This window comes from Pseudomonas sp. xss_2 (genome assembly GCF_043104195.1).
Taxonomy (GTDB): Bacteria; Pseudomonadota; Gammaproteobacteria; order Pseudomonadales; family Pseudomonadaceae; genus Aquipseudomonas; species Aquipseudomonas urmiensis.
In genome coordinates this window covers 1-20,418 of sequence record NZ_JBICKL010000037.1, presented here as the reverse complement: position 1 = coordinate 20,418, position 20,418 = coordinate 1, and the positions used below count along the sequence as shown (strand labels likewise).

The 20,418-nt window shown below is 63.5% G+C and carries 20 protein-coding genes; 6 read left to right on the top strand and 14 right to left on the bottom strand.

Annotation, left to right across the window (positions count from 1 at the left end; all coding sequences use genetic code 11):
- Positions 1 to 90: 90 nt before the first annotated feature.
- Positions 91 to 429: a hypothetical protein gene (locus ACF8K2_RS05635; protein ID WP_392463826.1), complete on the bottom strand. Its 339-nt coding sequence runs from the start codon at positions 427 to 429 to the stop codon at positions 91 to 93.
- Between the two features lie 231 nt (positions 430 to 660).
- Here ACF8K2_RS05635 and ACF8K2_RS05630 point away from each other — a divergent pair, with 231 nt between their 5' ends.
- Positions 661 to 1,242 (top strand): flavin reductase family protein, encoded by a 582-nt coding sequence (locus ACF8K2_RS05630; protein WP_392463824.1) that lies wholly within the window; start codon positions 661 to 663, stop codon positions 1,240 to 1,242.
- Between the two features lie 68 nt (positions 1,243 to 1,310).
- On the opposite strand, the gene ACF8K2_RS05625 is transcribed toward ACF8K2_RS05630, so the two are convergent.
- From ACF8K2_RS05625 to glcD, 4 genes are read right to left on the bottom strand one after another with little or no spacing between them, the layout of a single operon-like run.
- Positions 1,311 to 1,709 (bottom strand): heme-binding protein, encoded by a 399-nt coding sequence (locus ACF8K2_RS05625; protein ID WP_186555183.1) that lies wholly within the window; start codon positions 1,707 to 1,709, stop codon positions 1,311 to 1,313.
- A gap of 2 nt (positions 1,710 to 1,711) precedes the next feature.
- Positions 1,712 to 2,938: a glycolate oxidase subunit GlcF gene (gene glcF, locus ACF8K2_RS05620; RefSeq protein WP_392463823.1), complete on the bottom strand. Its 1,227-nt coding sequence runs from the start codon at positions 2,936 to 2,938 to the stop codon at positions 1,712 to 1,714.
- A 9-nt stretch (positions 2,939 to 2,947) separates the two neighbouring features.
- Positions 2,948 to 4,000, bottom strand: a complete 1,053-nt coding sequence (gene glcE / locus ACF8K2_RS05615) for a glycolate oxidase subunit GlcE (protein WP_392463822.1) — start codon at positions 3,998 to 4,000, stop codon at positions 2,948 to 2,950.
- Positions 4,000 to 5,499: a glycolate oxidase subunit GlcD gene (gene glcD, locus ACF8K2_RS05610; RefSeq protein WP_392463850.1), complete on the bottom strand. Its 1,500-nt coding sequence runs from the start codon at positions 5,497 to 5,499 to the stop codon at positions 4,000 to 4,002. Before glcD ends, glcE begins: the two co-directional genes overlap by 1 nt.
- Before the next feature lie 228 nt (positions 5,500 to 5,727).
- Here glcD and glcC point away from each other — a divergent pair, with 228 nt between their 5' ends.
- Complete coding sequence (gene glcC / locus ACF8K2_RS05605; protein WP_186555186.1) at positions 5,728 to 6,492, top strand: transcriptional regulator GlcC; 765 nt, start codon at positions 5,728 to 5,730, stop codon at positions 6,490 to 6,492.
- 10 nt (positions 6,493 to 6,502) lie between these two features.
- Here the strand turns inward: glcC and ACF8K2_RS05600 are convergent, their stop codons facing one another.
- Genes ACF8K2_RS05600 through ACF8K2_RS05590 form a run of 3 tightly spaced genes read right to left on the bottom strand, consistent with a single transcriptional unit; the run spans position 6,503 to position 9,494 of the window.
- On the bottom strand, positions 6,503 to 7,432 hold the full coding sequence (locus tag ACF8K2_RS05600; protein ID WP_392463821.1) for a 2-hydroxyacid dehydrogenase: 930 nt from the start codon (positions 7,430 to 7,432) through the stop codon (positions 6,503 to 6,505).
- Positions 7,429 to 8,184: a class II aldolase/adducin family protein gene (locus ACF8K2_RS05595; protein ID WP_392463820.1), complete on the bottom strand. Its 756-nt coding sequence runs from the start codon at positions 8,182 to 8,184 to the stop codon at positions 7,429 to 7,431. The genes ACF8K2_RS05600 and ACF8K2_RS05595 overlap by 4 nt, the downstream gene beginning before the upstream one ends.
- Positions 8,185 to 8,198: 14 nt before the next feature.
- Complete coding sequence (locus ACF8K2_RS05590; RefSeq protein ID WP_392463819.1) at positions 8,199 to 9,494, bottom strand: MFS transporter; 1,296 nt, start codon at positions 9,492 to 9,494, stop codon at positions 8,199 to 8,201.
- A gap of 160 nt (positions 9,495 to 9,654) precedes the next feature.
- Between ACF8K2_RS05590 and ACF8K2_RS05585 the strand changes: the two genes are divergently transcribed.
- Entirely contained in the window at positions 9,655 to 10,638 is a 984-nt protein-coding gene (locus tag ACF8K2_RS05585) for a LysR family transcriptional regulator (protein WP_392463818.1), read from the top strand.
- 22 nt (positions 10,639 to 10,660) lie between these two features.
- Here the strand turns inward: ACF8K2_RS05585 and ACF8K2_RS05580 are convergent, their stop codons facing one another.
- On the bottom strand, positions 10,661 to 11,893 hold the full coding sequence (locus ACF8K2_RS05580; RefSeq protein WP_392463817.1) for a M20/M25/M40 family metallo-hydrolase: 1,233 nt from the start codon (positions 11,891 to 11,893) through the stop codon (positions 10,661 to 10,663).
- A gap of 175 nt (positions 11,894 to 12,068) precedes the next feature.
- The gene (locus ACF8K2_RS05575) at positions 12,069 to 12,860 is read right to left on the bottom strand and encodes an SDR family NAD(P)-dependent oxidoreductase (protein WP_392463816.1); all 792 of its coding nucleotides are present in this window, start codon (positions 12,858 to 12,860) and stop codon (positions 12,069 to 12,071) included.
- 102 nt (positions 12,861 to 12,962) lie between these two features.
- On the opposite strand from ACF8K2_RS05575, the gene ACF8K2_RS05570 reads away from it, so the two are divergent.
- Complete coding sequence (locus ACF8K2_RS05570; RefSeq protein WP_186555193.1) at positions 12,963 to 13,913, top strand: GlxA family transcriptional regulator; 951 nt, start codon at positions 12,963 to 12,965, stop codon at positions 13,911 to 13,913.
- A 13-nt stretch (positions 13,914 to 13,926) separates the two neighbouring features.
- Positions 13,927 to 14,838 (top strand): LysR substrate-binding domain-containing protein, encoded by a 912-nt coding sequence (locus ACF8K2_RS05565; protein WP_392463815.1) that lies wholly within the window; start codon positions 13,927 to 13,929, stop codon positions 14,836 to 14,838.
- A gap of 154 nt (positions 14,839 to 14,992) precedes the next feature.
- Here the strand turns inward: ACF8K2_RS05565 and ACF8K2_RS05560 are convergent, their stop codons facing one another.
- From ACF8K2_RS05560 to ACF8K2_RS05550, 3 genes are all read right to left on the bottom strand, one after another.
- The gene (locus tag ACF8K2_RS05560; protein WP_392463814.1) at positions 14,993 to 16,003 is read right to left on the bottom strand and encodes a zinc-binding alcohol dehydrogenase family protein; all 1,011 of its coding nucleotides are present in this window, start codon (positions 16,001 to 16,003) and stop codon (positions 14,993 to 14,995) included.
- A gap of 174 nt (positions 16,004 to 16,177) precedes the next feature.
- Positions 16,178 to 16,495 (bottom strand): DUF2388 domain-containing protein, encoded by a 318-nt coding sequence (locus ACF8K2_RS05555; RefSeq protein WP_392463813.1) that lies wholly within the window; start codon positions 16,493 to 16,495, stop codon positions 16,178 to 16,180.
- Positions 16,496 to 16,651: 156 nt separating this feature from the next.
- Positions 16,652 to 17,179 carry a GNAT family N-acetyltransferase gene (locus ACF8K2_RS05550; protein WP_392463812.1) on the bottom strand — a complete coding sequence of 176 codons (528 nt, stop codon included), beginning with the start codon at positions 17,177 to 17,179 and terminating at the stop codon, positions 16,652 to 16,654.
- 139 nt (positions 17,180 to 17,318) lie between these two features.
- On the opposite strand from ACF8K2_RS05550, the gene ACF8K2_RS05545 reads away from it, so the two are divergent.
- Positions 17,319 to 17,939, top strand: coding sequence for a glutathione S-transferase family protein (locus ACF8K2_RS05545; protein WP_392463811.1), 621 nt, complete (start codon positions 17,319 to 17,321; stop codon positions 17,937 to 17,939).
- A 91-nt stretch (positions 17,940 to 18,030) separates the two neighbouring features.
- Here ACF8K2_RS05545 and ACF8K2_RS05540 read toward each other — a convergent pair whose 3' ends face one another.
- Positions 18,031 to 20,145: a TonB-dependent receptor domain-containing protein gene (locus tag ACF8K2_RS05540; RefSeq protein ID WP_264233590.1), complete on the bottom strand. Its 2,115-nt coding sequence runs from the start codon at positions 20,143 to 20,145 to the stop codon at positions 18,031 to 18,033.
- Between the last annotated feature and the right edge of the window lie 273 nt (positions 20,146 to 20,418).

Genomic DNA, 20,418 nt, shown 5'->3' with positions numbered 1-20,418 from the left:
TTCAGTATGGCTGCCCTGAGCGCCGGTGAAATAGGCACAGCGGCGCATTTGTTCTTTGACTTCACGGCAACAATCAGTGTGTTTGAGGTTTCAAAACCGCGCTGTACTGACGGTGATATAGCCCTTTTCTGGCAGGGCAATACGGATCACCGTCTCGTCTTGCGGCGCCTTGCGCTTCTGCTTGATCCGCACGCCGTCCACTGCGGCGGCGCGCATCCGTTCACGAATGGCCCGGCCCGACGCGTCAAAAAACGCTTCGCTGGCCAGCAGTTCGATGCGCTCGACCAACTGCCGGGTCTGCTCGTCAGTGGCGCAGAAAAACAGCACGCCGGATAGGTGCGGGTCGTCTTCCGGGTTGCTTATATCGTGAGCAAGCAATTGGCGTAGGGTGTGGCGAAGCTCAGTGGTACAGCGACGTTGTGAGAGCACGGGGAGACCTCCTGGAAAGTGTTCGCCTTATCTCGACTGAATCGTGGCTGTGGGATCATGTTTCTGAGTGGCCCGACCCACAAGTAAGGCGTTTCCGTGTTTCGGGTAGGACTTTTCCTTGTTCATGGCCTTCGCCGCCTGAGCTGTCCCTGAGGCCAGACTGGCTGGCAGGGATGTGAGCTGTTCGGCACAATTGCTGTTACGTCTACCGTGCAGTCCCGAGGAGTCTCAATGAACAGCCATTTTCAGCCTGTCGACCTGAACAAAGCCTATCGCTTGCTCAATCATGGTCCGACCGTACTGGTGTCGGCAGGGCACGCGGGGGTTGAGAATGTCATGGCCGCCGCCTGGGCCTGCGCGCTGGACTTCGCTCCGCCCAAGGTCACCGTGGTGCTCGATAAAAGCACCCGCACTCGGCAATTGGTGGAGGGCAGTGGCTGGTTCGTGCTGCAGCTACCCACCGCCGCGCAAGCGCGCCTGACCCATCAGGTTGGCACCCGCAGCCAGCTCGACGACCCCGCCAAGCTGGCGCGTATTGGTGTGCAATTGACGCGTATCGAGGGCTATCCAGCGCCTTTGGTCAATGATTGTTCAGCCTGGCTGATGTGTCGGGTGATGGACGAGCCGCACAACCAGAACACCTATGACTTGTTCATCGCTGAGGTGGTCGCGGCCTGGGCAGACGATCGCGTGTTCAAGGATGGCCACTGGCGTTACGAGCATGCCGACGCCAGCCTGCGCAGCTTGCACTATGTCGCAGGCGGGCATTTCTACACCATCGGCGAGCCACTGGTGATCGACGAGCGGGATTGATTACGCTGACGTTGATCAATTGATCCCAGCCAGCGATGGGCCGGTACTGCTGGGTAGCGGCCATAGTGTCACAACGCCGCCGCACCGGCTTTGGCCACTTGGGCATCCTGCTCGGGCTTGACCCCGGAAACGCCAATCGCGCCCACCACCTGGCCATCGACCCGCAGCGGCACGCCGCCTTCCAGGCTGGTCAACATAGGCGCAGTGACGAACGCCGTGCGCCCGCCATTGACCATCTGCTCGTAATCGCGTGTTTCGCGTCGGCCAAGCGCCGCGCTGCGGGCTTTTTCCATGGCGATGTAGGCGCTGGCCGGGGCGCAGCCATCCATACGCTCCAGGGCCAGTGGATGGCCGCCATCATCGACCACCGCGATGGTCACCTGCCACTGATGAATCTGCGCGTCCTGGCGGGCCGCGGCGAGCAGCCGGGCGACCTCCGCCTGGCCCAGTACCGATTTGCTGTGCATGGTCAAATCTCCTGATTGAGGGCTGCTTCGACGATTTCGATCCAGTGCCGTACCGGTGTCCGCCCAGCGCCATCGAGGTGGGTCTGGCAGCCGATATTGGCGGTGGCGATGAGTTGCGGTTTGCCACTCTCAAGGGCATTGAGGCGGTTGTCGCGCAACTGCCGCGACAGCTGCGGCTGGGTCAGCGAGTAGGTTCCGGCCGAGCCGCAGCACAAGTGGCCGTCGGGCACTGCGGTGAGGGTGAAGCCGAGTCGGCGCAACAGCCGTTCCACCTCACCGCCAAGCTTGAGCGCATGTTGCAGGGTGCATGGGCAGTGGAAGGCCAGGCGCTGTTCGGCGCACACGCCAAGGTGCTCGACGGGCTCGTCGCGCAGCACCTCGACCAGGTCGCGGGCCAGGGCGCTGACCCGTGCTGCCTTGGCGGCATAGTGTGGATCGTGCTCCAGCAGATGGCCGTATTCACGCACGAACGCACCGCAGCCACTGGCGGTTTGCACAATGGCCTCGGCGCCGGCCTCGACCGCCGGCCACCAGGCGTCGATATTGCGCCGGGCGCGCTGCAGGCCTTGCGCCTGGGCGTTGAGGTGGTAGTCGACCGCGCCGCAGCAGCCGGCCTCGCGGGCCGGTTCGACGCTGATCCCCAAGCGGTCGAGCAAGCGCGCGGCAGCCGCGTTGGTATTGGGCGAAAGCGCCGGCTGCACGCAACCTTCGAGCAGCAGTACGCGACGTGCATGGCGCGCCTGCGGGCGCTGGCCGGGAGCGACTACCTGCGCCGGCAACTTGGCCTTGAGGCTGGCCGGCAGCACCGGCCGCAGGGCCTGACCGGTGCGGGCCAGGGCTTTGAACAGGGCCGGGTGCGGCACTACTGCGCGCAGTCCTTCGCGCAGCAGGCGCTGGGACAATGGCCGCGGCACCTGCTGCTCGACCACTGCGCGGCCGATGTCCAGCAGGTCGTGATACTTGACCCCCGACGGGCAGGTGGTTTCGCAGTTGCGGCAGGTCAGGCAGCGGTCCAGGTGCAGCTGGGTGCTGGCGCTGACCGGTTCACCTTCAAGCACTTGCTTGATCAGGTAGATCCGTCCGCGTGGCCCATCCAACTCGTCGCCGAGCAATTGATAGGTGGGGCAGGTGGCGGTGCAGAAGCCGCAGTGCACGCATGAGCGCAGGATGCTCTCGGCCTCTTCGGCGCGGGCCAGGCGCTTGCTCGATTCACTCAGAGTGGTTTGCATGGCGTGGCCTCACAGGTCTGGAAACAGGCGGCCAGGGTTGAAGATACCCTGGGGGTCGAGCTGCTGCTTGAGCGCGCGGTGATAACGTAGCAAACCCTCTGCCAGCGGCGCCGTGCTGTCCGTGCCGGCGGCATAGCCGGTGACATGGCCGCCGACCTCGGCCAGCTGTGCGCGGATCTGCGCAGCTGGGGCTGAAGACTTCAGCCAACGCTGGGCGCCTCCCCAATCGATCAGCTGGCGCCCGGGCAATTGCAGTTCACCGGTGGCATAGGGCATAGACAACCGCCACAGCGGTTCTGGAGCCTTGAAAAACGCCAGGCGTTGCTCACGCAGGTCGCTCCAGAAACGGTTGTCGAGGGTCTCGCCACCCAGCCGCTGGCGCGCTGACAGCACCGAGCCTTCACCGCCTTCAAGGCGCAGGTACAGCGCCTCGCCATCGTGGCAGGCGGCGCTGATCGGCAGCGGCTGTTGGCCCCACTCGGCCAGCTCGGCCAGGGCCTGGTGGCTGTCCATTGCCAGGCGCAGGCTCAAGGTTTGCCGCGGCCGCGGCAGCACCTTGAGTGACACTTCGGTGAGCAGCCCGAGGCAGCCGAAACTGCCCACCATCAACCGCGAGACATCGTAGCCGGCGACGTTCTTCATCACCTCGCCGCCAAAGCGCAGCAGCTTGCCGTGGCCGGTGATCAGCCGCGTGCCCAGCACATAGTCGCGCACCGAGCCAGCCCAAGGCCGACGCGGCCCGGACAAACCCGCCGCAACCATGCCGCCCAGTGTCGCGTTAGGCCCCAGGTGCGGCGGCTCGCAGGGCAGCATCTGCCCGGCTTCATGCAGCGCGGCTTCGATTTCCAGCAATGGCGTCCCGGCGCGGGCGGTGAGTACCAGCTCGGTCGGGTCATAGCTGACGATGCCGCGATGGCCGCGGGTATCGACGATCTCGCCGGCCACCGGATTGCCGAGCATGGCCTTGCTGTTGCCACCCTGAATGCGCAGCGGGTTGCCAAGGTTGACGGCCTGGTTGACCTGTTCGAGCAGGTCCTGGCTGAGGTCGCGGTCCATGCTCATCAGAAACGCTCCAGGTCAGGGAAGGGCAGTTGGCCGTGGTGCACGTGCATCGCGCCAAATTCAGCGCAGCGGTGCAGGGTCGGGATGTTCTTGCCGGGGTTGAGCAGGCCTTGCGGGTCGAACGCGGCCTTGACCGCGTGGAACAGGGTGATCTCGTCGCTGTTGAACTGGGCACACATCTGGTTGATCTTTTCGCGCCCCACGCCATGCTCGCCGGTAATGCTGCCGCCAACCGCCACGCACAACTCGAGGATCTTGCCGCCGATCGCCTCGGCCCGCTCCAGCTCGCCCGGCAGGTTGGCATCGAACAGGATCAACGGGTGCATGTTGCCGTCCCCAGCGTGGAAAACGTTGGCCACCCGCAAGCCATGTTGCTCGGACAGCTCGGCAATGCCCTTGAGCACCCGTGGCAACTCGCGGCGAGGGATGGTGCCGTCCATGCAGTAGTAATCCGGCGATATCCGCCCCACGGCCGGGAAGGCGTTCTTGCGCCCGGCCCAGAAGCGCACGCGCTCGGCCTCATCACAGGCCAGCCGGACCTCGCTGGCACCGGCCTGTTCGAGCACCGCCTGCACCCGTTCGCAGTCGTCCTGTACATCGGCCTCGACGCCATCGAGCTCGCACAGCAGGATCGCCGCAGCCTCGACCGGATAGCCGGCATGAATGAAGTCTTCAGCGGCGCGAATCGCCAGGTTGTCCATCATCTCCAGTCCACCCGGGATGATCCCGGCGGCGATGATCTCGGCCACCGCTCGACCCGCGTCCTCGACCCGCTCGAAGCTGGCCAGCAGCACCCGCGCCACCTGCGGCTTGGGCAGCAGCTTGACGGTGACTTCGGTGACGATCCCAAGCATGCCCTCGGAGCCGGTGAACAACGCCAAGAGGTCGAAGCCTGGGCTGTCCAAGGCATCGCTGCCCAGGGTCAGGCGTTCGCCCTCGATGGTGAGGATTTCCACCTTGAGCAGGTTGTGCACGGTCAGACCGTACTTCAAGCAGTGCACGCCACCGGCGTTCTCGGCGACATTGCCGCCGATCGAGCAGGCGATCTGCGACGATGGGTCAGGCGCGTAGTACATGCCATAGGGCGCTGCCGCCTGGGAGATCGCCAGGTTACGCACACCCGGCTGGACGCGGGCGTAACGCCCCTGCGCATTGACCTCAAGGATACGGTTGAAGCGCGCCATCACCAGCAAGATGCCCTTGCTCAGCGGCAAGGCGCCGCCCGACAGGCCGGTGCCGGCTCCGCGAGCCACTACCGGCACCCCGCGTTGATGGCAGAGCTTGAGCAAGGTTTGCACCTGTTCCAGGCGCTCGGGCAGCACCACCAGCAGCGGCACTGTGCGGTAGGCCGAGAGGCCATCGCACTCGTAGGGCTTGAGGTCTTCGTTGCGGTGCAGAATCTCAAGGTCGGGCAGGGCATCGCGCAGGGCCAGCAGCAACTGTTGCTGGTCGATAGCTGGCAGCGGCCCATCTACGCGTTCGTCGTAGAGGATATTCATCAGGTTCACTCGCCAAGATTCTTGTAGTTGTCCAGGCCGCCAAGGGCCCGATTTCCGGCATAGCTTTGACTACTCCAGCGTGCGCGTGAACGGCGCTGTGGTCGAGCGATTGCGTAACTGGTCCTACCAGTTTTTTCAGAACTGCTACCTTCAAATAGGGCAGTACCTAGCCCGTTGCGGCTGAGGTCAGTGAGCTGATACCAGTGGTCCTACCAGTTGGAGAGGTGCATGAGCGCAGAGGGCAAGACCCAAGTCGCCGATCAGGTGGCTGAGCGGGTGGAGAAGTTGATCGTCGATGGCGTACTCAAGGTCGGCCAGGCCCTGCCTTCGGAGCGGCGTTTGGTGGAAAAGCTTGGCTGCTCGCGTTCGGCGCTGCGTGAGGGCCTGCGCATCCTGCGTGGGCGCGGCATCATCGATACCGAACAGGGTCGCGGTTCGTTCGTTGCCCAGCTCAGCGGGCGCGACAGCCTTAGCCCGCTGATGCACCTGTTCAGCTCGCAGCCGCGCACACTGTTCGACCTGTTGGAAGTGCGCGCGCTGCTGGAAGCCGAATCCGCGCGCCTGGCAGCGCTGCGGGCGACCGATGTCGACCGCCTGCTGATCCGCCGCCGCTACGAAGACATGCTGGCCGCGCACGCCGCCAGCGACAGCCTCGACCCGCGAGAGCATGCTCGCCGCGACCATGCTTTTCACCGCGCCATCAGCGAGGCGTCGCACAATCCGGTGCTGGTACATACCCTGCAATCACTCAGCGACCTGACCCTGAGCACCGTGTTCGCCTCGGTCAACAACCTCTATTGCCGCCCGGCGCAAAAGCGCCAGATCGATCGCCAGCATGCGCGGTTGTACCAGGCGGTGATGGAGCAGTTGCCCGAGCAGGCGCAGCGTGCGGCGCGTGAACACATCAACGGCATTCGCGACAGCCTGCGCGAGATCGAGCAGGAGGAGCAGCGCTTGGTCAGGGCGACCATGCGTATGGATGGCTGGCGCTGAACACTGCCCTTCAGTAACCAAGCGCCGGGTCCACCCGGTTCAGCAAGGGCTCTGCACCGGCCAAGCGCCGCGCATTCTCCGCCACCTGCTGGGCAATGCAGTCGTGCGAGGCGCAGGAGGCCATGTGCGGGGTGACGACAATCCCTGGCGTGCTCCACAGCGGGTTATCCGTGGGCAGCGGCTCTTGGTCAAAGACGTCCAGTAACGCACCACGCAAGCGCCCGCTGCCGACCGCTGCGATCAGGTCTTGCTGGTGCAGATGCTGGCCGCGCCCACAGTTGATCACGGCCGCCCCCGGGGCCAGCGCTTGAAAGGTTTGTCGGCAGAGAATGCCACGGGTCGACTCGGTCAGCGGCAGCAGATTCACCAACAGGTCGAGGCCGTCGAGAAAGCCGTTGAATTCAGCGCTGCCTGCGAAGGTGCGTACCCCTGGGAGCTGTTTTTCGCTGCGCGCCCAGCCACGTACCGCATAGCCCGCCGCTGCCAGCTCGGCAGCAATCGGGCCGCCCAGCGAACCCAGCCCCATCACGCCGATATGAAAATCAGCCGCCGGTCGCTGCGGGTGACGCAGCCACAACTGGCGTTGCTGCTGGGCCATGGCCAGGTCGAAATCGCGATGATAGTGGATCACCGCCCAGCGCACGTACTCGGCCATGCCCTGGCGGTGCGCCGGGTCGACCACCCGGCACACTGGCAGGGCAGGCTGGCTGGGGTCGTGGGCCAGGTGGTCGACGCCCGCCGCCACCGAGTGAATCAGTTTCAAGTTGGGCAAAGCGCCCAGGCTGCCTGCGGGTGGAAACCAGCAGGCGGCCACCTGCGCCTGTTCGGCGAGGGGGTCGTCAGCCAGTACCACTGGCAGCTGGGGGGCGTTGCGGGCGAACGCCGCCTGGAGCTGGCCAAGCAGCGTTTGATCGGTCGACAGCAGAACCAGCGGTTTCATGAGCAATACGACTCGCGTTGGTGTTCGATGAGGGTGAGGGCGGCATTCCAGCTCAGGCTGATGATCTGCGCCGCATCGTCGCGGGCAAACTGCTCGGCAGTGTGCCGGCAGACCTGTTCGCTGGGATACACCAGCTTGCCACCCCCAGCCAGGGCCTGCACCTGCGCCTGGCAGGCGCGCTCGAGGAAGTGGATCTCATGAAACGCCTCGGCCACGCTTGCCCCCCCGACCAGCAGGCCGTGGTTGCGCAGGATCATCGCCTTGTGCGGGCCGAGGTCGGCGATCAAACGCTCGCGCTCGTCCAGCGACAATGCGATGCCCTCGTACCGGTGGTAGGCCAGCTTGCCGTAGAACTTCAGCGCATGCTGACTGATCGGCAACAGCCCTTGCTCCTGGGCCGAGACGGCAATGCCCGCGGCGGTATGGGTGTGGATCACGCAGTGCAGGTCAGGCCGCGCGGTGTGGATCGCCGAGTGGATGACGAAGCCTGCGGCATTGATCCGCCGCTCGCCGAACGCCTGGTCGACGACGTTGCCATGTTGGTCGATACGCACCAGGTCACTGGCGCACATGCGGTCGAACAGCACCCCGTAGCGGTTGATCAGAAAATGCTGCTCAGGGCCTGGGATGCGCAAGGTGATGTGGGTGTCGATCAGGTCGGTCATGCGAAAGTGCGCGACCAGCCGGTACAACGCGGCCAGTTCGCAGCGTGCCTGCCATTCGGTATCGCTGACGGCGTGTGGTTTGCTCATGGAAACTCCTGGTTTTAGCGAGCGATGACGGCGCTGGGTTGTTCAATCTCGCCACGCAGGCGAGCCAGGCCACAGACACCGATCAAGGAAAGGGCGGACAGCGCGGTGAAGAACAGCGCCAACGGCATCCACTGGCCCGCGAAGCGATCCGCCAGCAGCGTGCCGATGATGGGCGTGCTGCCACCGGCCAAGGCGCAGATCAGCTGGTAGGCCAGCGAGATCCCCGAATAGCGCAGGTGCGCCGGGAACGCCTGGGACATGTAGCCGGCGATCACCGCGTAAAGGGCCGACAAGGTCACCACGGCCAGGGCAATGCCCAGGGTCATCAGCACCAGGTTCTGGGTGCCCACCAGCAGGAACATCGGGTAGGGCACAGCCATGCACAGCAGGGCCACCAGCTTGAGGAAGCGACCCTCGCCGATCCGCTCGGCGAGCAACGCCGCCAGCGGTTGGGTCAGAAACTGCAGGATGGTCACCAGGAACAGACAGTCGAGAATGGTCGAGCGGGCGATGCCCTGGTAGGTGGTGACGTAGGTGATCATGAAGGTGTTGGTGAAGAAGAACCCGGCCGAGCCGATGGTCACCGCCAGTGCCGCGAACAAGATCTGCCGCCAGCAGTCGCGCACCACCTCCAGCACCGGGTATTTGACCACCTCGTGCTTGGCTTGCGCGGCCTTGAATTCAGGCGACTCATCGACGCCAAAGCGAATCGCCAGGCCGACCATCATCAGCACCCCACTGGCCAGGAATGGCAGGCGCCAGCCCCAACTGAGAAAGTCGTCCTGATCGAGCATCGACACCAGGCGAAAGGCGATCAGCGCCAGCAGCAAGCCGGCCGGGCTGCCCAATTGGGCGAACGAGGCATAGAACACCTTGCGCTTGGCGGGAGCGTGTTCGCTGGCCATCAGCACTGCGCCACCCCATTCCCCGCCCACCGAGATGCCTTGCACGATGCGCAGCGCGATCAGCCCGATCGGTGCCCAGATGCCTGCGCTGGCGTAGCTGGGCAGCAGGCCGATACCGGTGGTGGCCAGGCCCATCAGCAGCATGGTCATCAGCAGCATCTTCTTGCGCCCCAGGCGGTCACCCAGATGGCCGAACACCATACCGGCCAGCGGCCTTGCGACAAAGCCCACGGCAAAGGTGCCGAACGCCGCCAGGGTGCTCAGCAGCGGGTCGCTGCTGGGGAAGAACACCTGGCCGAGCACCAGGGCGGCGGCGGTGGCATAGATGTAGAAGTCGTAGAACTCGATGGTGGTGCCGACGAACGCGGCCGCCGCCGCGCGACGCGGCTGTTTTGAGGTGTGCATGCAAAGCCCTTCTTTTATGTGCTTGTTATAGGCAGGGTGCGGATCTGGCTAAGCCGGGCGCGCTCTGTGGCGCTTTCGGGTTTTATCGCCTTGGGGCTATGATTAGTCAATTTGCTAATTCTTATCCGTCGTATTAGCAGAGCTACTAATAAGGCTTGAGATGAACCCACCGACATCGCGATCTGCTGCACTGGTCAACAAATGGGAAGGTCGCCGGTTCCTCAACGACCGCCTGGACTGGAACCTGCTGCGTACCTATTTGGCGATTGGTCAGGAAGGCAGCATCAGCCGCGCCGCTGCGCGCCTGCACATCACCCAGTCGGCGGTCAGCCAGGCGTTGCGCAGGCTGGAAGAGCAACTGGAGTGCCCGCTGATCCTGCGCCGTGGGCCACGCTTTGATCTGACGGCGGCGGGCGAGGAGGTGCTGCGCATCGCCAGCGATATCTACGCCGACGTGTCACGCATCAGTGCCGCCGTCGAGCAGCGCAGTGATGCGGTGGTGGGCAAGGTTAGGCTGTTGACCATCAGCCGCGTGCATTCGGCGTTGTACGATGAGTTTCTCGGCGACTTCCACCAAGCCCATCCCAAGGTCGAGCTGGAGATCGAAGTGCTGCGCAGCGCCGACATCATCAGCTCGCTGTTGCAAAAGACCGCCACCGCCGGGCTCGGCCTGTGTCGCATCGCCCAGCCCAAGCTTGAGCAGCGCCAGTTGCTGCGCCAGCGCTTTGCCTTCTTCTGTGGCAAGCGCCATCGCTTGTATGGGCGCAGTGATGTGACCCTTGACGAGCTGCAAGGCGAGAGCTTCGTCAGTTTCGTCAGCGACCAGTTGGGCGGCAACTTGTCGCCTCTGGCGATGTTCCGCGATCAACATGGGTTTACTGGGCGGATCGTCGCTTCGTCCTCCAGCTTCGAGGAAATTCACCGCCTAGTGTGCGCAGGCTTTGGCATCGGTTGCCTGCCCGAGCACCTGTTGGAAAAAGATCTCGCGCAGGGGCTGCTGTGGCGCCTGCCTCCGGCCGAAGGCATCGTCGATGTCGATTTGCTTTTGCTGTGGAACCGCGAGCAGAAGATGACCGTGGCTGAGAGCGTCTTTCTGGAGCGTTTCCAGCATCGCCTGGCAACCCTGGAAGCGGCCGGCCTTTGAGGCCGGCCAGGTGCGGCAAGGGTTACTGGGCGAGTTTCCTGATCATCGCCACGGTCAGGTACAAGCGTGGCGCCACGCTGTTCAACTCGATGTACTCGTCATCGGCATGTAGCCCGGCGCCGACCACGCCCATGGTCTCCAGCACTGCCGGCTTGGCGCTGCCGGGCACGTAGGCGTAGCCGGCATCGGTGCCAAAGCGCATGGCGATCGGTTCGATCTTGCGGTCGATCTGGCTGTACAGCTGCCTTGCGGTTTCGGCCAACTGGGTCGAGCCCTCGTTGCGCGCCAACGGTGGGCGGCCTTTTTCCACGGTGACGCTGGTCTGGGTGTCGGCGATCAGTGGTTTTTGCACGATGCGCTTGGCATCGGCTGCCACTCGATCGGTTTCGCTCAGGTCCGAGTAACGCATATCGGCTTCAGCGGTGGCCAGGGCCGGAATGATGTTGGCCTTCTCGCCGGCCTTGGCCAGGGTCCAGTTGACCGTGGTGCCTTTGCTGGCATCGCCCAGGTCTTTGAGTTGGAGAATCTGGTGCGAAAGTTCGGTCAATGCGTTGCGGCCTTCTTCCGGGGCGGAACCGGCATGGGACGAGCGCCCTTTGACTTGCAGTTTCAAACGGTTGATGCCGTTGGTGGCGACGGTGACCGCGTCCTTGTCTGGTGGCTCGTAGGAGAAGACATAATCATGCTTGCGCGCCAGCTCGGCGATGATCTGCTTGGAGCCTGCCGAACCCATTTCCTCGTCTGGGTTGAACAGCACGGTGAGCGTGCGGTAGCCCTTGAACTGCTGATCCTGCAGCAGTTTGAGCGCGTGCAGGATCATTGCCACACCGCCCTTGGCGTCGGCAACGCCGGGGCCGTAGGCACGTTCGCCTTCGACCCGAAATGGCCGCTTGGCCACGGTGCCGGTGACGAACACGGTGTCGTAGTGGACCATCAGCAGGAAGTCCTTGCTGCCCGTGCCCTTGAACGTGCCGACGATGTTGTCGCCCACCGACGGCTTGGCCGGATGGGTCTGAACCTCGGCTCCGAGGGCCTTGAGGCGCTTGACCAATTCACCGCTGACTTGGCGCAGGCCCGGCTCGGTGCCTGTGCCGGTGTCGACCGAGACCAGGGTCTTGAGGGTGTCGAGGTAGTGCGCTTGTTCGGCCTGGGCCTGCTTGAGCAAATCTTCAGCGCTGGGGTCGGCGGCGAGTGCCGGGGAGCAGGCCAGGCACAGCGCCATGGCCAGGGCGAAGGGAGGACGGGACATCGGCATTGGGCTGCTTTCCTTATTATCGTGAAAGCATGAGCCTAGACCCTCAGCGCTCTACGGCAAGCCTTTTGCGGCGAGCAGTGGTTTCATCGCGGGGCAAGCCCGCTCCCACGATCCCCGCAATGACCGTCGTGGGAGCGGGCTTGCCCCGCGATGAAGTCCATTGCCGACTATGGCTTCAACCAGCGCTATAACGCGGCGCCACCTGCTGATTGGACAACTGCCCCAGCAAGCCCTGGCGACTCGCCTCAAACGCTTCATAGCGCTCGAACGCATGCAGCGACGGAATCGAAATCAACCGCCGCGCATCAAAATCTTCCAGCGCCGCGCGCACTAGATCCTCAGCCGACATCACCATTGCCGGATCAAGGTTCTCCACTGGCAGCCCGCCGGTGGCCCAGAACTCGGTCGCCGTTGCCCCTGGCAACACCGCCTGCACCTGTACCCCCTGATCAGCCAACTCACGATTGAGCGACTGGCTGAAGGCTGTGACATACGCCTTGCTCGCTCCATAGACACCGTTGAGCAACTCCGGCGCCAGGCTCACGACCGACGAGATATTAATCACCGCTCCCTGGCCCCGCGCCACCAAGCCCGGCACCGCCGCGTAGGTCAGGCGGGTGAGGGCGGTGATGTTCAGCGCGATCATCTGGGCCATGTGCTCGACGTCGCTTTCCAGCAGCGGCGTATGGGTGCCGATCCCAGCGTTATTGACCAGTAGCGTGATGCTGGCGTCTTGCGCGAGCCGCGTCTCGATACTCGCCAGGTCCTGGGCATCGCCCAAGTCTGCGGGCAGCACCTCGATGCTGCGCTGGGTGAGGGTGGTGAGGCGGTCGGCCAGCTGGTTCAGGCGCTGGCGATTGCGCGCCACCAGAATCAGATCATAGCCGCGGCGCGCCAGCTGTTCGGCGTAGACCGCGCCGATGCCGGAGGAAGCGCCAGTGATCAGTGCAGTGCCTGGATGAGTCATGGTTATGCTCCGTTGAGGGGATGTGCAGCCATGATGCGGTGCTTTGCGGTTGGCGCAAATGACGCATATAGTACGCTTTTAGGTCATAGCGAGAGCGTTGCCATGCACCGCGTTGGCTACCTGTTGTGCGAGGGCTTCCAGGTCATGGGGTTGGCCTCGCAGTCGGTGTTCGAGTTCGCCAACTTGCTGGTGGGCGAGCCGGTCTATGTGCTCGGCAATTACAGCGTCGCCGGGGGCATGTTGCGCTCATCGCTGGGCCTGCAACTGCAAACCCAGGCAGTCGACTCGCCTGGGCATGCCGATACTTGGCTGGTGGCCGGCACACTGATGCCGGTGCAAACCCCGCCCAGCGCAGCCGAGGTCGAGCTGGTGCGCGCGCTGGGCCAGCAGGCACGGCGCACGGCCGGCATCTGCACCGGCGCCTTTACCCTGGCCGCCGCTGGCCTGCTCGATGAGCGTCGCGCCACCACCCATTGGGCCTATGCCAAGGCCATGCAGCAGTGCTATCCGCGCATCCGCGTCGAACAGGATCGCATCTTCATTGCCGACGGCAACCTATGGACTTCGGCCGGGATGACGGCCTGTATCGACATGGCCCTAGGCATGGTGGAAAAAGATCTGGGCGCAGACATCGCCCGTGCCGTAGCGCATCGGTTGGTGATGCAGCAACGGCGCACCGGTGGCCAATCGCAGCATTCGCAGATGCTGGAGCTGGCACCTAAATCCGACCGTATCCAGGCCGCCCTGGAGTACGCCCGGCAGCATCTGCAGCAGCCACTTGGGGTCGAGGAGTTGGCCGGCGTGGTGCACTTGAGCCCGCGCCAGTTCAGCCGCGTGTTCACCGCCGAAACCGGCCAGTCGCCGGCCAAGGCGATTGAACGTCTGCGTCTGGAAGCGGCGCGCTTACTTATCGAGCAAAGCCGCCACAGCCTGGATGTGGTGGCGCGGGAAACCGGTTTTCGCGACCGCAGGCACTTGCGCGAAGCGTTTTTGCGTGGCTTTGGCATCCCGCCCCAAGCCGTGCGCCGCGATGTGCGCCGGCTCAACTCATGAGGAAACACCGGCAATGAAAAAACTCGTGCGCATGGACGACCTGCAGGTGTTCGTGACCACCGTCGAGGCCGGCAGTTTTTCCGCTGCTGCCCGCCAACTGGATATTTCCCCGGCCCTGGCCAGCGGTGCGGTACAGCGTCTGGAGCGCAGCCTGGGCATTCGCCTGTTCGTGCGCTCGACGCGCAAGCTGCGCCTGTCGGATGAGGGCCAGCGCTACCTGCCGCATGCCCGTCAGGTGCTCGATGCACTGACTGAAGGTGAAATGGCCCTGGAGCATGGCCGCGAGGAAATCGCCGGCCCGCTGCGCTTGTCGATGCCCTCGGACTTGGGCCGCAATGTGTTGTTGCCCTTGCTCGATGAGTTCCAGGTAGCCCATCCGCGGATCGAACTGCAGCTGCGCTTTAGCGATCAGATCGCCGACTTTTTCAGTGATCGGCTGGATGCAGGCATCCGCTATGGCCAGCTGGCGGATTCGAGCCTGGTGTCGTTGCCGCTGGCCCCTGGCAATCGCCGTATCCTCTGCGCCGCCCCCGCCTATATCGCCCGCCATGGTGCACCGAGCACGCCTGAAGACTTGAGTCAGCACAACTGCCTGCGCTACATGATGGGCGAGCTGACCCACGAGAGGTGGAATTTCCATACTCCGCAAGGCGTAAAAGCGGTGGTGGTGGCGGGCGATCGCACCAGTGACGATGCCGATGTGGTCAGGCGCTGGGCGGTGGCCGGGTTAGGCGTGGTGTACAAGTCGCAGCTCGATGTACGCGATGATTTGCGCGCAGGCCGTTTGCTGGAGCTGTTCCCCAGGGAGTGGGGGCAGCCGACGCCGTTGCAGATGGTTTGCGCCCACCGCCAGTCGCTGACCCCATTGGTGCAGCAGTTGCGGGCGTTTCTGCTGCAACGACTGGAGCGGCTGACCAGTGATTGATCTGGGCTTTGCAGGGGCAAGTGCCGGCCTCTTCGCGGGCAAGCCCGCTCCCACAGGGGCCGCACCGATCAAAACTCAGTGGTGATCCTGTAGGAGCGGGCTTGCCCGCGAAAAGGCCATTGCAGGCCATGCATTGGCCGGATCAAACAGACATTCAGAAACCTTCCAGCACAATCTTGCCCTTGGCCTTGCCACTTTCGATCAGCGCATGCGCCCGCCGCAGGTTCTGCGCATTGATCGCGCCAAAATGCTCGCCCAACGTCGTCCTCAGCACACCTTGGTCGATCAACCCGGCAACCCGATCCAGCAGTTGGTGTTGCTTGATCATGTCCTCGGTCTGGTACAGCGAGCGGGTAAACATCAGTTCCCAATGCAGCGACAACGACTTGCGCTTGAGTGGCACCACATCGAGGCTGGCAGGGTCGTCGATCAATGCCATTCGCCCCTGTGGGCGCAAGACCTCGATCAATTGGGCAAAGTGTCGGTCGGTGTGAGTCAGGCTGATCACCAGGTCCACCTGGCCGTCGCCGATTTGCGCCAGCTGCGGCGCCAGGGGCTGGCTATGGTCGATCACGTGGTGTGCCCCCAGCTCCTTGACCCACTGCTGGGTTTCTTGGCGCGAGGCGGTGCCGATCACCGTCAGCCCGGTCAGGGTGCGCGCCAACTGGGTCAGGATCGAACCCACGCCACCACCGGCGCCAACAATCAGCAGGCGTTGCCCTTTGCCACCGCCTTCGGCTATGCCAAGGCGGTCGAACAGCAGCTCCCAGGCGGTGATCGAGGTCAGTGGCAATGCGGCGGCGCTGGCAGCATCGAGGGTGCGTGGCTTGTGCCCGACGATGCGCTCATCCACCAGATGAAACTGGCTGTAGCTGCCGGGGCGGTCGATGGCGCCGGCGTAGTACACCTCATCGCCTGGCTGAAACAGCGTGACTTCTGCTCCGACTTCACGCACGACTCCCACCGCGTCCCAACCCAACACTTTGGGTTGGCCAGTGCTGCCAGAGCCTGCACGAATTTTAGTGTCGACCGGGTTGACCGAAATGGCCTGAACTTCCACCAGCAAGTCGCGCGCACCTGGCGTAGGGCGCGGTAGTTCGCTGTCGAACAGCGCTGCTGGATCGTCGATGGGCAGACCGTGCTCGGTGAAGACAATGGCTTTCATGGTGTCGCTCCAAATTCAGGTGGGATGCGACAACCTTAGCGGGAGTTGGCAACAGGAAAAATGCGGGCAGGGCAGGAAGACTTTCGTCATTTTTTTTAAAATCGGTGCAGACATAGCCCGCACGCCTTTCGCGGCTTGGTTCCGCGAAAGGCTGCAGCGGGTGTGAATGATCTATCAGTTGTCGGTCAGCGGATCATCTTGAGACAGGATTGCCCGGGCCAGCTCCTCGTCACTCGCCTGCAGCCCAGGATAGTTTTTGCGCGCCTGTTCCAGTGCCGACTCCGCATAGGCGCCACGAATAGCACCGCCGCTGGCAACGAAGGCCGACAGCTCATCGCGGGCAGGAATGATTCGTTTGTCATCCTTGAAGGTCGAGTACAGCGAGGCGGAAACCCCTGCCGAGGTGGCGACATCGCCCGCATCCACGCGGGCCAGGGCAGAACCGGCAGGCAACAGCACCAGCAGTGAAGAAACGATCAGCAATCGACGCATGGCGAAACCTCCAGAAGGGTGAAGCCCAGGGGAATGTCTGCATGATGTTAAGAGCCCAGGAGCTAGCCGGTAGTTCCCTGCCACCGGTCTTGGGTGCATTGGACGGTGGTTGCTCGCTGGCGCTGGAGTGAGTTGCAGGCATTGGGAGCCTGGCCATCAGCCACGCCGATAGAGCAACCCCTGCGTCGCAGGATCATTCGGCCTGGGCGCCTCGCCCACCCGGCTGAATCCTGCACGCTCAGCCAAGCGCTGGCTGGCGGTGTTGTCCACTGCGGTCGTCAGCCAAACCGCTGCATCCACGGCGTCGAGCAGCGTGTTCAGCGCCTCGTGCATCAGCCCTTTGCCGGCGAAACCCTGGCTGACCCAGTAACCCACTTCATACTCTTCAGCCCTGGGCGTCAGGCCGATGCAGCCGATCACCTCGCCGGTGTTGGGTTCGAGCACGAAGTAGCGCTTTTCCCCTGTGGGGGTATGAAAATCGGCCTGGCTTTCTTCCAGGCCTTGCTCGATTTGTTCCAGGGTCCAATCCGGCTTGGCCCAGATCAGGAAGGGCTGGTGCAAGGCATAGCTGGCCAGCAATGCCTGGTGTAGGTGTGGCGCCAGGGCCAGGTCTGGGCGAGAAACGCGCAGGCGGGGGGTGGTCAGGGTGTGGGGCAGTTTCGCGGAACATGTAGGGGGGGCCATGGAGCCTCCTTGCTCGATGATGTGGGTGTTGGCTGTTCGATAGTGGCCATGATCTACTGGCCTCATCGCGGGCTTGTCCTGCGATGGGCTGCAAAGCAGCCTTCTGAACGCGCCATTCAAAGGACTATGAAGGTCAACCATGCCTCAGTACAAGCTGCATTGCTTCGGCGAATCCGGCAACGCCTACAAAGCCGCACTCATGCTCGAACTCACTGGCCAAGACTGGCAACCGGTCTTGGTCGACTACTTCCACGGCCAGACCCGCACCGACAGCTGGCGCCAGCAGATCAACGAGCAGGGCGAAGTGCCGGTGCTCGAGCATGACGGGCAGACCTTCACCCAGTCGGCGTTGATCCTCGACTACCTCGCCGCGCAGACCGGTCAATTTGGCCCGCAGAGTGAAGAGGAACATCGCGAAATCTGGCGCTGGATGCTGTTCGACAACCACAAGTTCACCAGCTACTACGCCACCTTGCGCTTTCTCTACGGCCTGAAGAAAACCGGCGAGACCGAAGTGACCAAATTCTTCCGTGAGCGCGCCACGGCGGCCTATCAGGTGGTGGATCAGCACCTGAGCCAAACGCCGTTCATGGTTGGCGGGCGTTTGACCATCGCCGATCTGTCGTTGGCTGGGTATGTGTTCATGCCTGAGGAGACTGGCATGCAGTTGACTGACTTCCCGCACATCGAGGCGTGGAAGGCGCGGATCAAGGCAGTGCCGGGTTGGAAGGCGCCTTATGAGCTGATGCCCAGGGCCTGAGTTTCTCTTGAGGTCGTTGGGGCCGCTGTGCGGCAGGCTTCGCCAGCTCCTACAGGGATTGCCTGTAGGAGCCGGGGAAACCTCCAACCAATCAGTACCTCAGCTCAACCCCGACATAAGCGCCAATCCCATCGCCCGGCCAGAACGCCGCCGTATCCTGGCCACGGGCGTTGTACACCGGGGTCACTGCCGTCACGTAGGCCTTGTTGGCCAGGTTCTTCAAATCCAGCGACACCTTCCAATTGCCCTTCGGCGCCTCATACCCAAGGTTTGCGCCCCAGATGGTGTACGACGGTGCATACAGGGTATTGGCGTAATCCGCGGCGGTGCGTGAAGCCGACTGCACGTTGACCCCGCTATACCAGCCGCTGTGGTGTTGGTATTGCACCTCGCCCTGGTAGATGTGCTTGGGAATGCCGGGCAGTTGATTGCTGCCGAAGGTATCGTCGTTGCGGTAGTAGAAGTCGTTATAGGTGTACACCTGGCGCCAGCGCACCTGGTCGCCCTGGGCGTTCTCCCACAGGCGGGTATTGAGGCCTGCTTCGATGCCTTGGTGGATGGTCGGCGAGGCGTTGAATGCACCGGTCACTGCGGCAGCGGTGGAGGTGGCGGGGATGATCTGCACGTTGAGCAGCTCGTTGTGAATCCAGGAGCGATACAGCGCCAGGCTGCCGTCGAAGATGCCATGCGAGCCTTTGATGCCGACCTCGAAGGTGTTGCCTTTCTGCTCCACCAGCGGGCGGATGTAGGGCAGGCTCGGGCCGGAGCCGGAGTACTCCCACGAGGCCGGTGGGTCGATGCTGCGGCTGACGTTGGTGAACACTTGCAGGTTTGGTGTGAACTCGTAGCGCAAGCCGATGCGTGGGGCGATGCTCCAGTTGTCGTAGTCGACGTGCTGGGGGAAGTCGGTGCGGTTGGGGTTGACTGCGTAGTCGATGTCGACCTTGCGCCGCACGTTGACGAACGACACACCGCTGGTCAGCCACAGGCCATCGACCAGGTTGAGGTCGTTGCCCAAAGAAAACACCCTGTCGAACGAATCCTGATAGTCGACCTTTTTCAGTGAAACCTTGTCGCCGGTGGCCGAGTTGACTCCGCCGCGCAGGTGCTGGGTCGAAGTGAAGGCCAGGCTGCTGCGGCTCTCGTGGCCGAACAGGCTGTCGACGCGGTCATAGCCGAGCAGCAGGCCGAGGTCGTGCCAGTCCCAATAGCTGGGGTTGCTCGGGCTGCGCGGGTTATTGGTGTGGCGGTAGTCGTGGTACGACAGGCCCACGGTCAGCCGGGCATCGTCATCGAAGGTGTAGGTGGTCTTGCTGCCCAGCCAGATGCTACCGGGGCGCCGTGCGCCGGCGCCGCTGCTTTCGGCGGTGGCACTGGCGCGGCGCGGGTGGTGCTTGGCATTGGCCAGGGTGGTGGCGCTGGGGTCGTTGTGGAACTCGTCGCGATAGCGCAGCAGCAGGCGTGTCTCAAGCTTGGGGCTGAAGCGGTAGCCGGCGTTGGCGACGATGCCCGAGCTGCGCGACAGGCTGAAATCGCGCGAGCCGTGGTTGCGGTAGTTGTCGGCTTGCAGGTAGTAGTCCAGATCGCCTTCGACGCCGCCGACACTGACGGTTTGCTTCTGGTAGCCATAACTGCCGGCTTCGGCGCGCAGGCGCAGGCCGGGGGCGCTGTAGCCGCTGTGGTTGACGAAGTTGACCGCGCCACCCAGGGTCAACGCGCCGTACTGGAAGGCGTTGGCGCCGCGCAGGATCTCGGTGTAGTTGACCCCCGAGGCATTGAGGAACTCGTAGGGGGTGCCGCCCGGGCCGGTCAGTGGCAGGCCATCGAAGAGGAACTTGATCCCCTCACGGAAGTAGCCAGGCGAGGTGTTGGCACCGGAGCCGCGGATGGAGATCTTGGCGGCGTCATTGCCGCCGGTGGACTGCACGAACACGCCGGGCTGATAACCGAGGGTGTCTTGTAGCGTGGCAGTGCGGCCCTTGGCGACTTCTTCGCTGTCGACCACGCTGGTGCCGCCGGGTACTTCCGCCAGCTGGCTCTGCGCGGCTTGCGCGGCGGTTTGCCTGGCGCCCTGAACAGTGACTGTACCCAGGGTCTGGTCGGCCTCGGCGGCAACGGCTGGGGCGAGCAGGGCAGAGCTAAGGGCTGTGGCCAGGGTGGCGTGGCGCACGGCCAGGCGCAGTCGATTGGGTTGCATCACGTGCATCGGTGTATTCCTTGAAGTTCATCGATAGTTACCTCGGCGTTCTATGGGCATAGTCAGGCCAGTCGCAGGAGATAGAGCAGGTTTTGTGCCAGATGGCAAAGGGCCTGGTGGCCGTGGGCTTTGCCTTTGTTTAAATGAATTAGATGAACAGCAGGACAACTTTTGTTGAAGCGGTGTTGTCGTTCGGACAGCACCGGTTATATGCAAATTACCAAATTAACAATGCACATTTAGTGGCGGAGATTGATGTTTTTAGTGATGGCCTCATCGCGG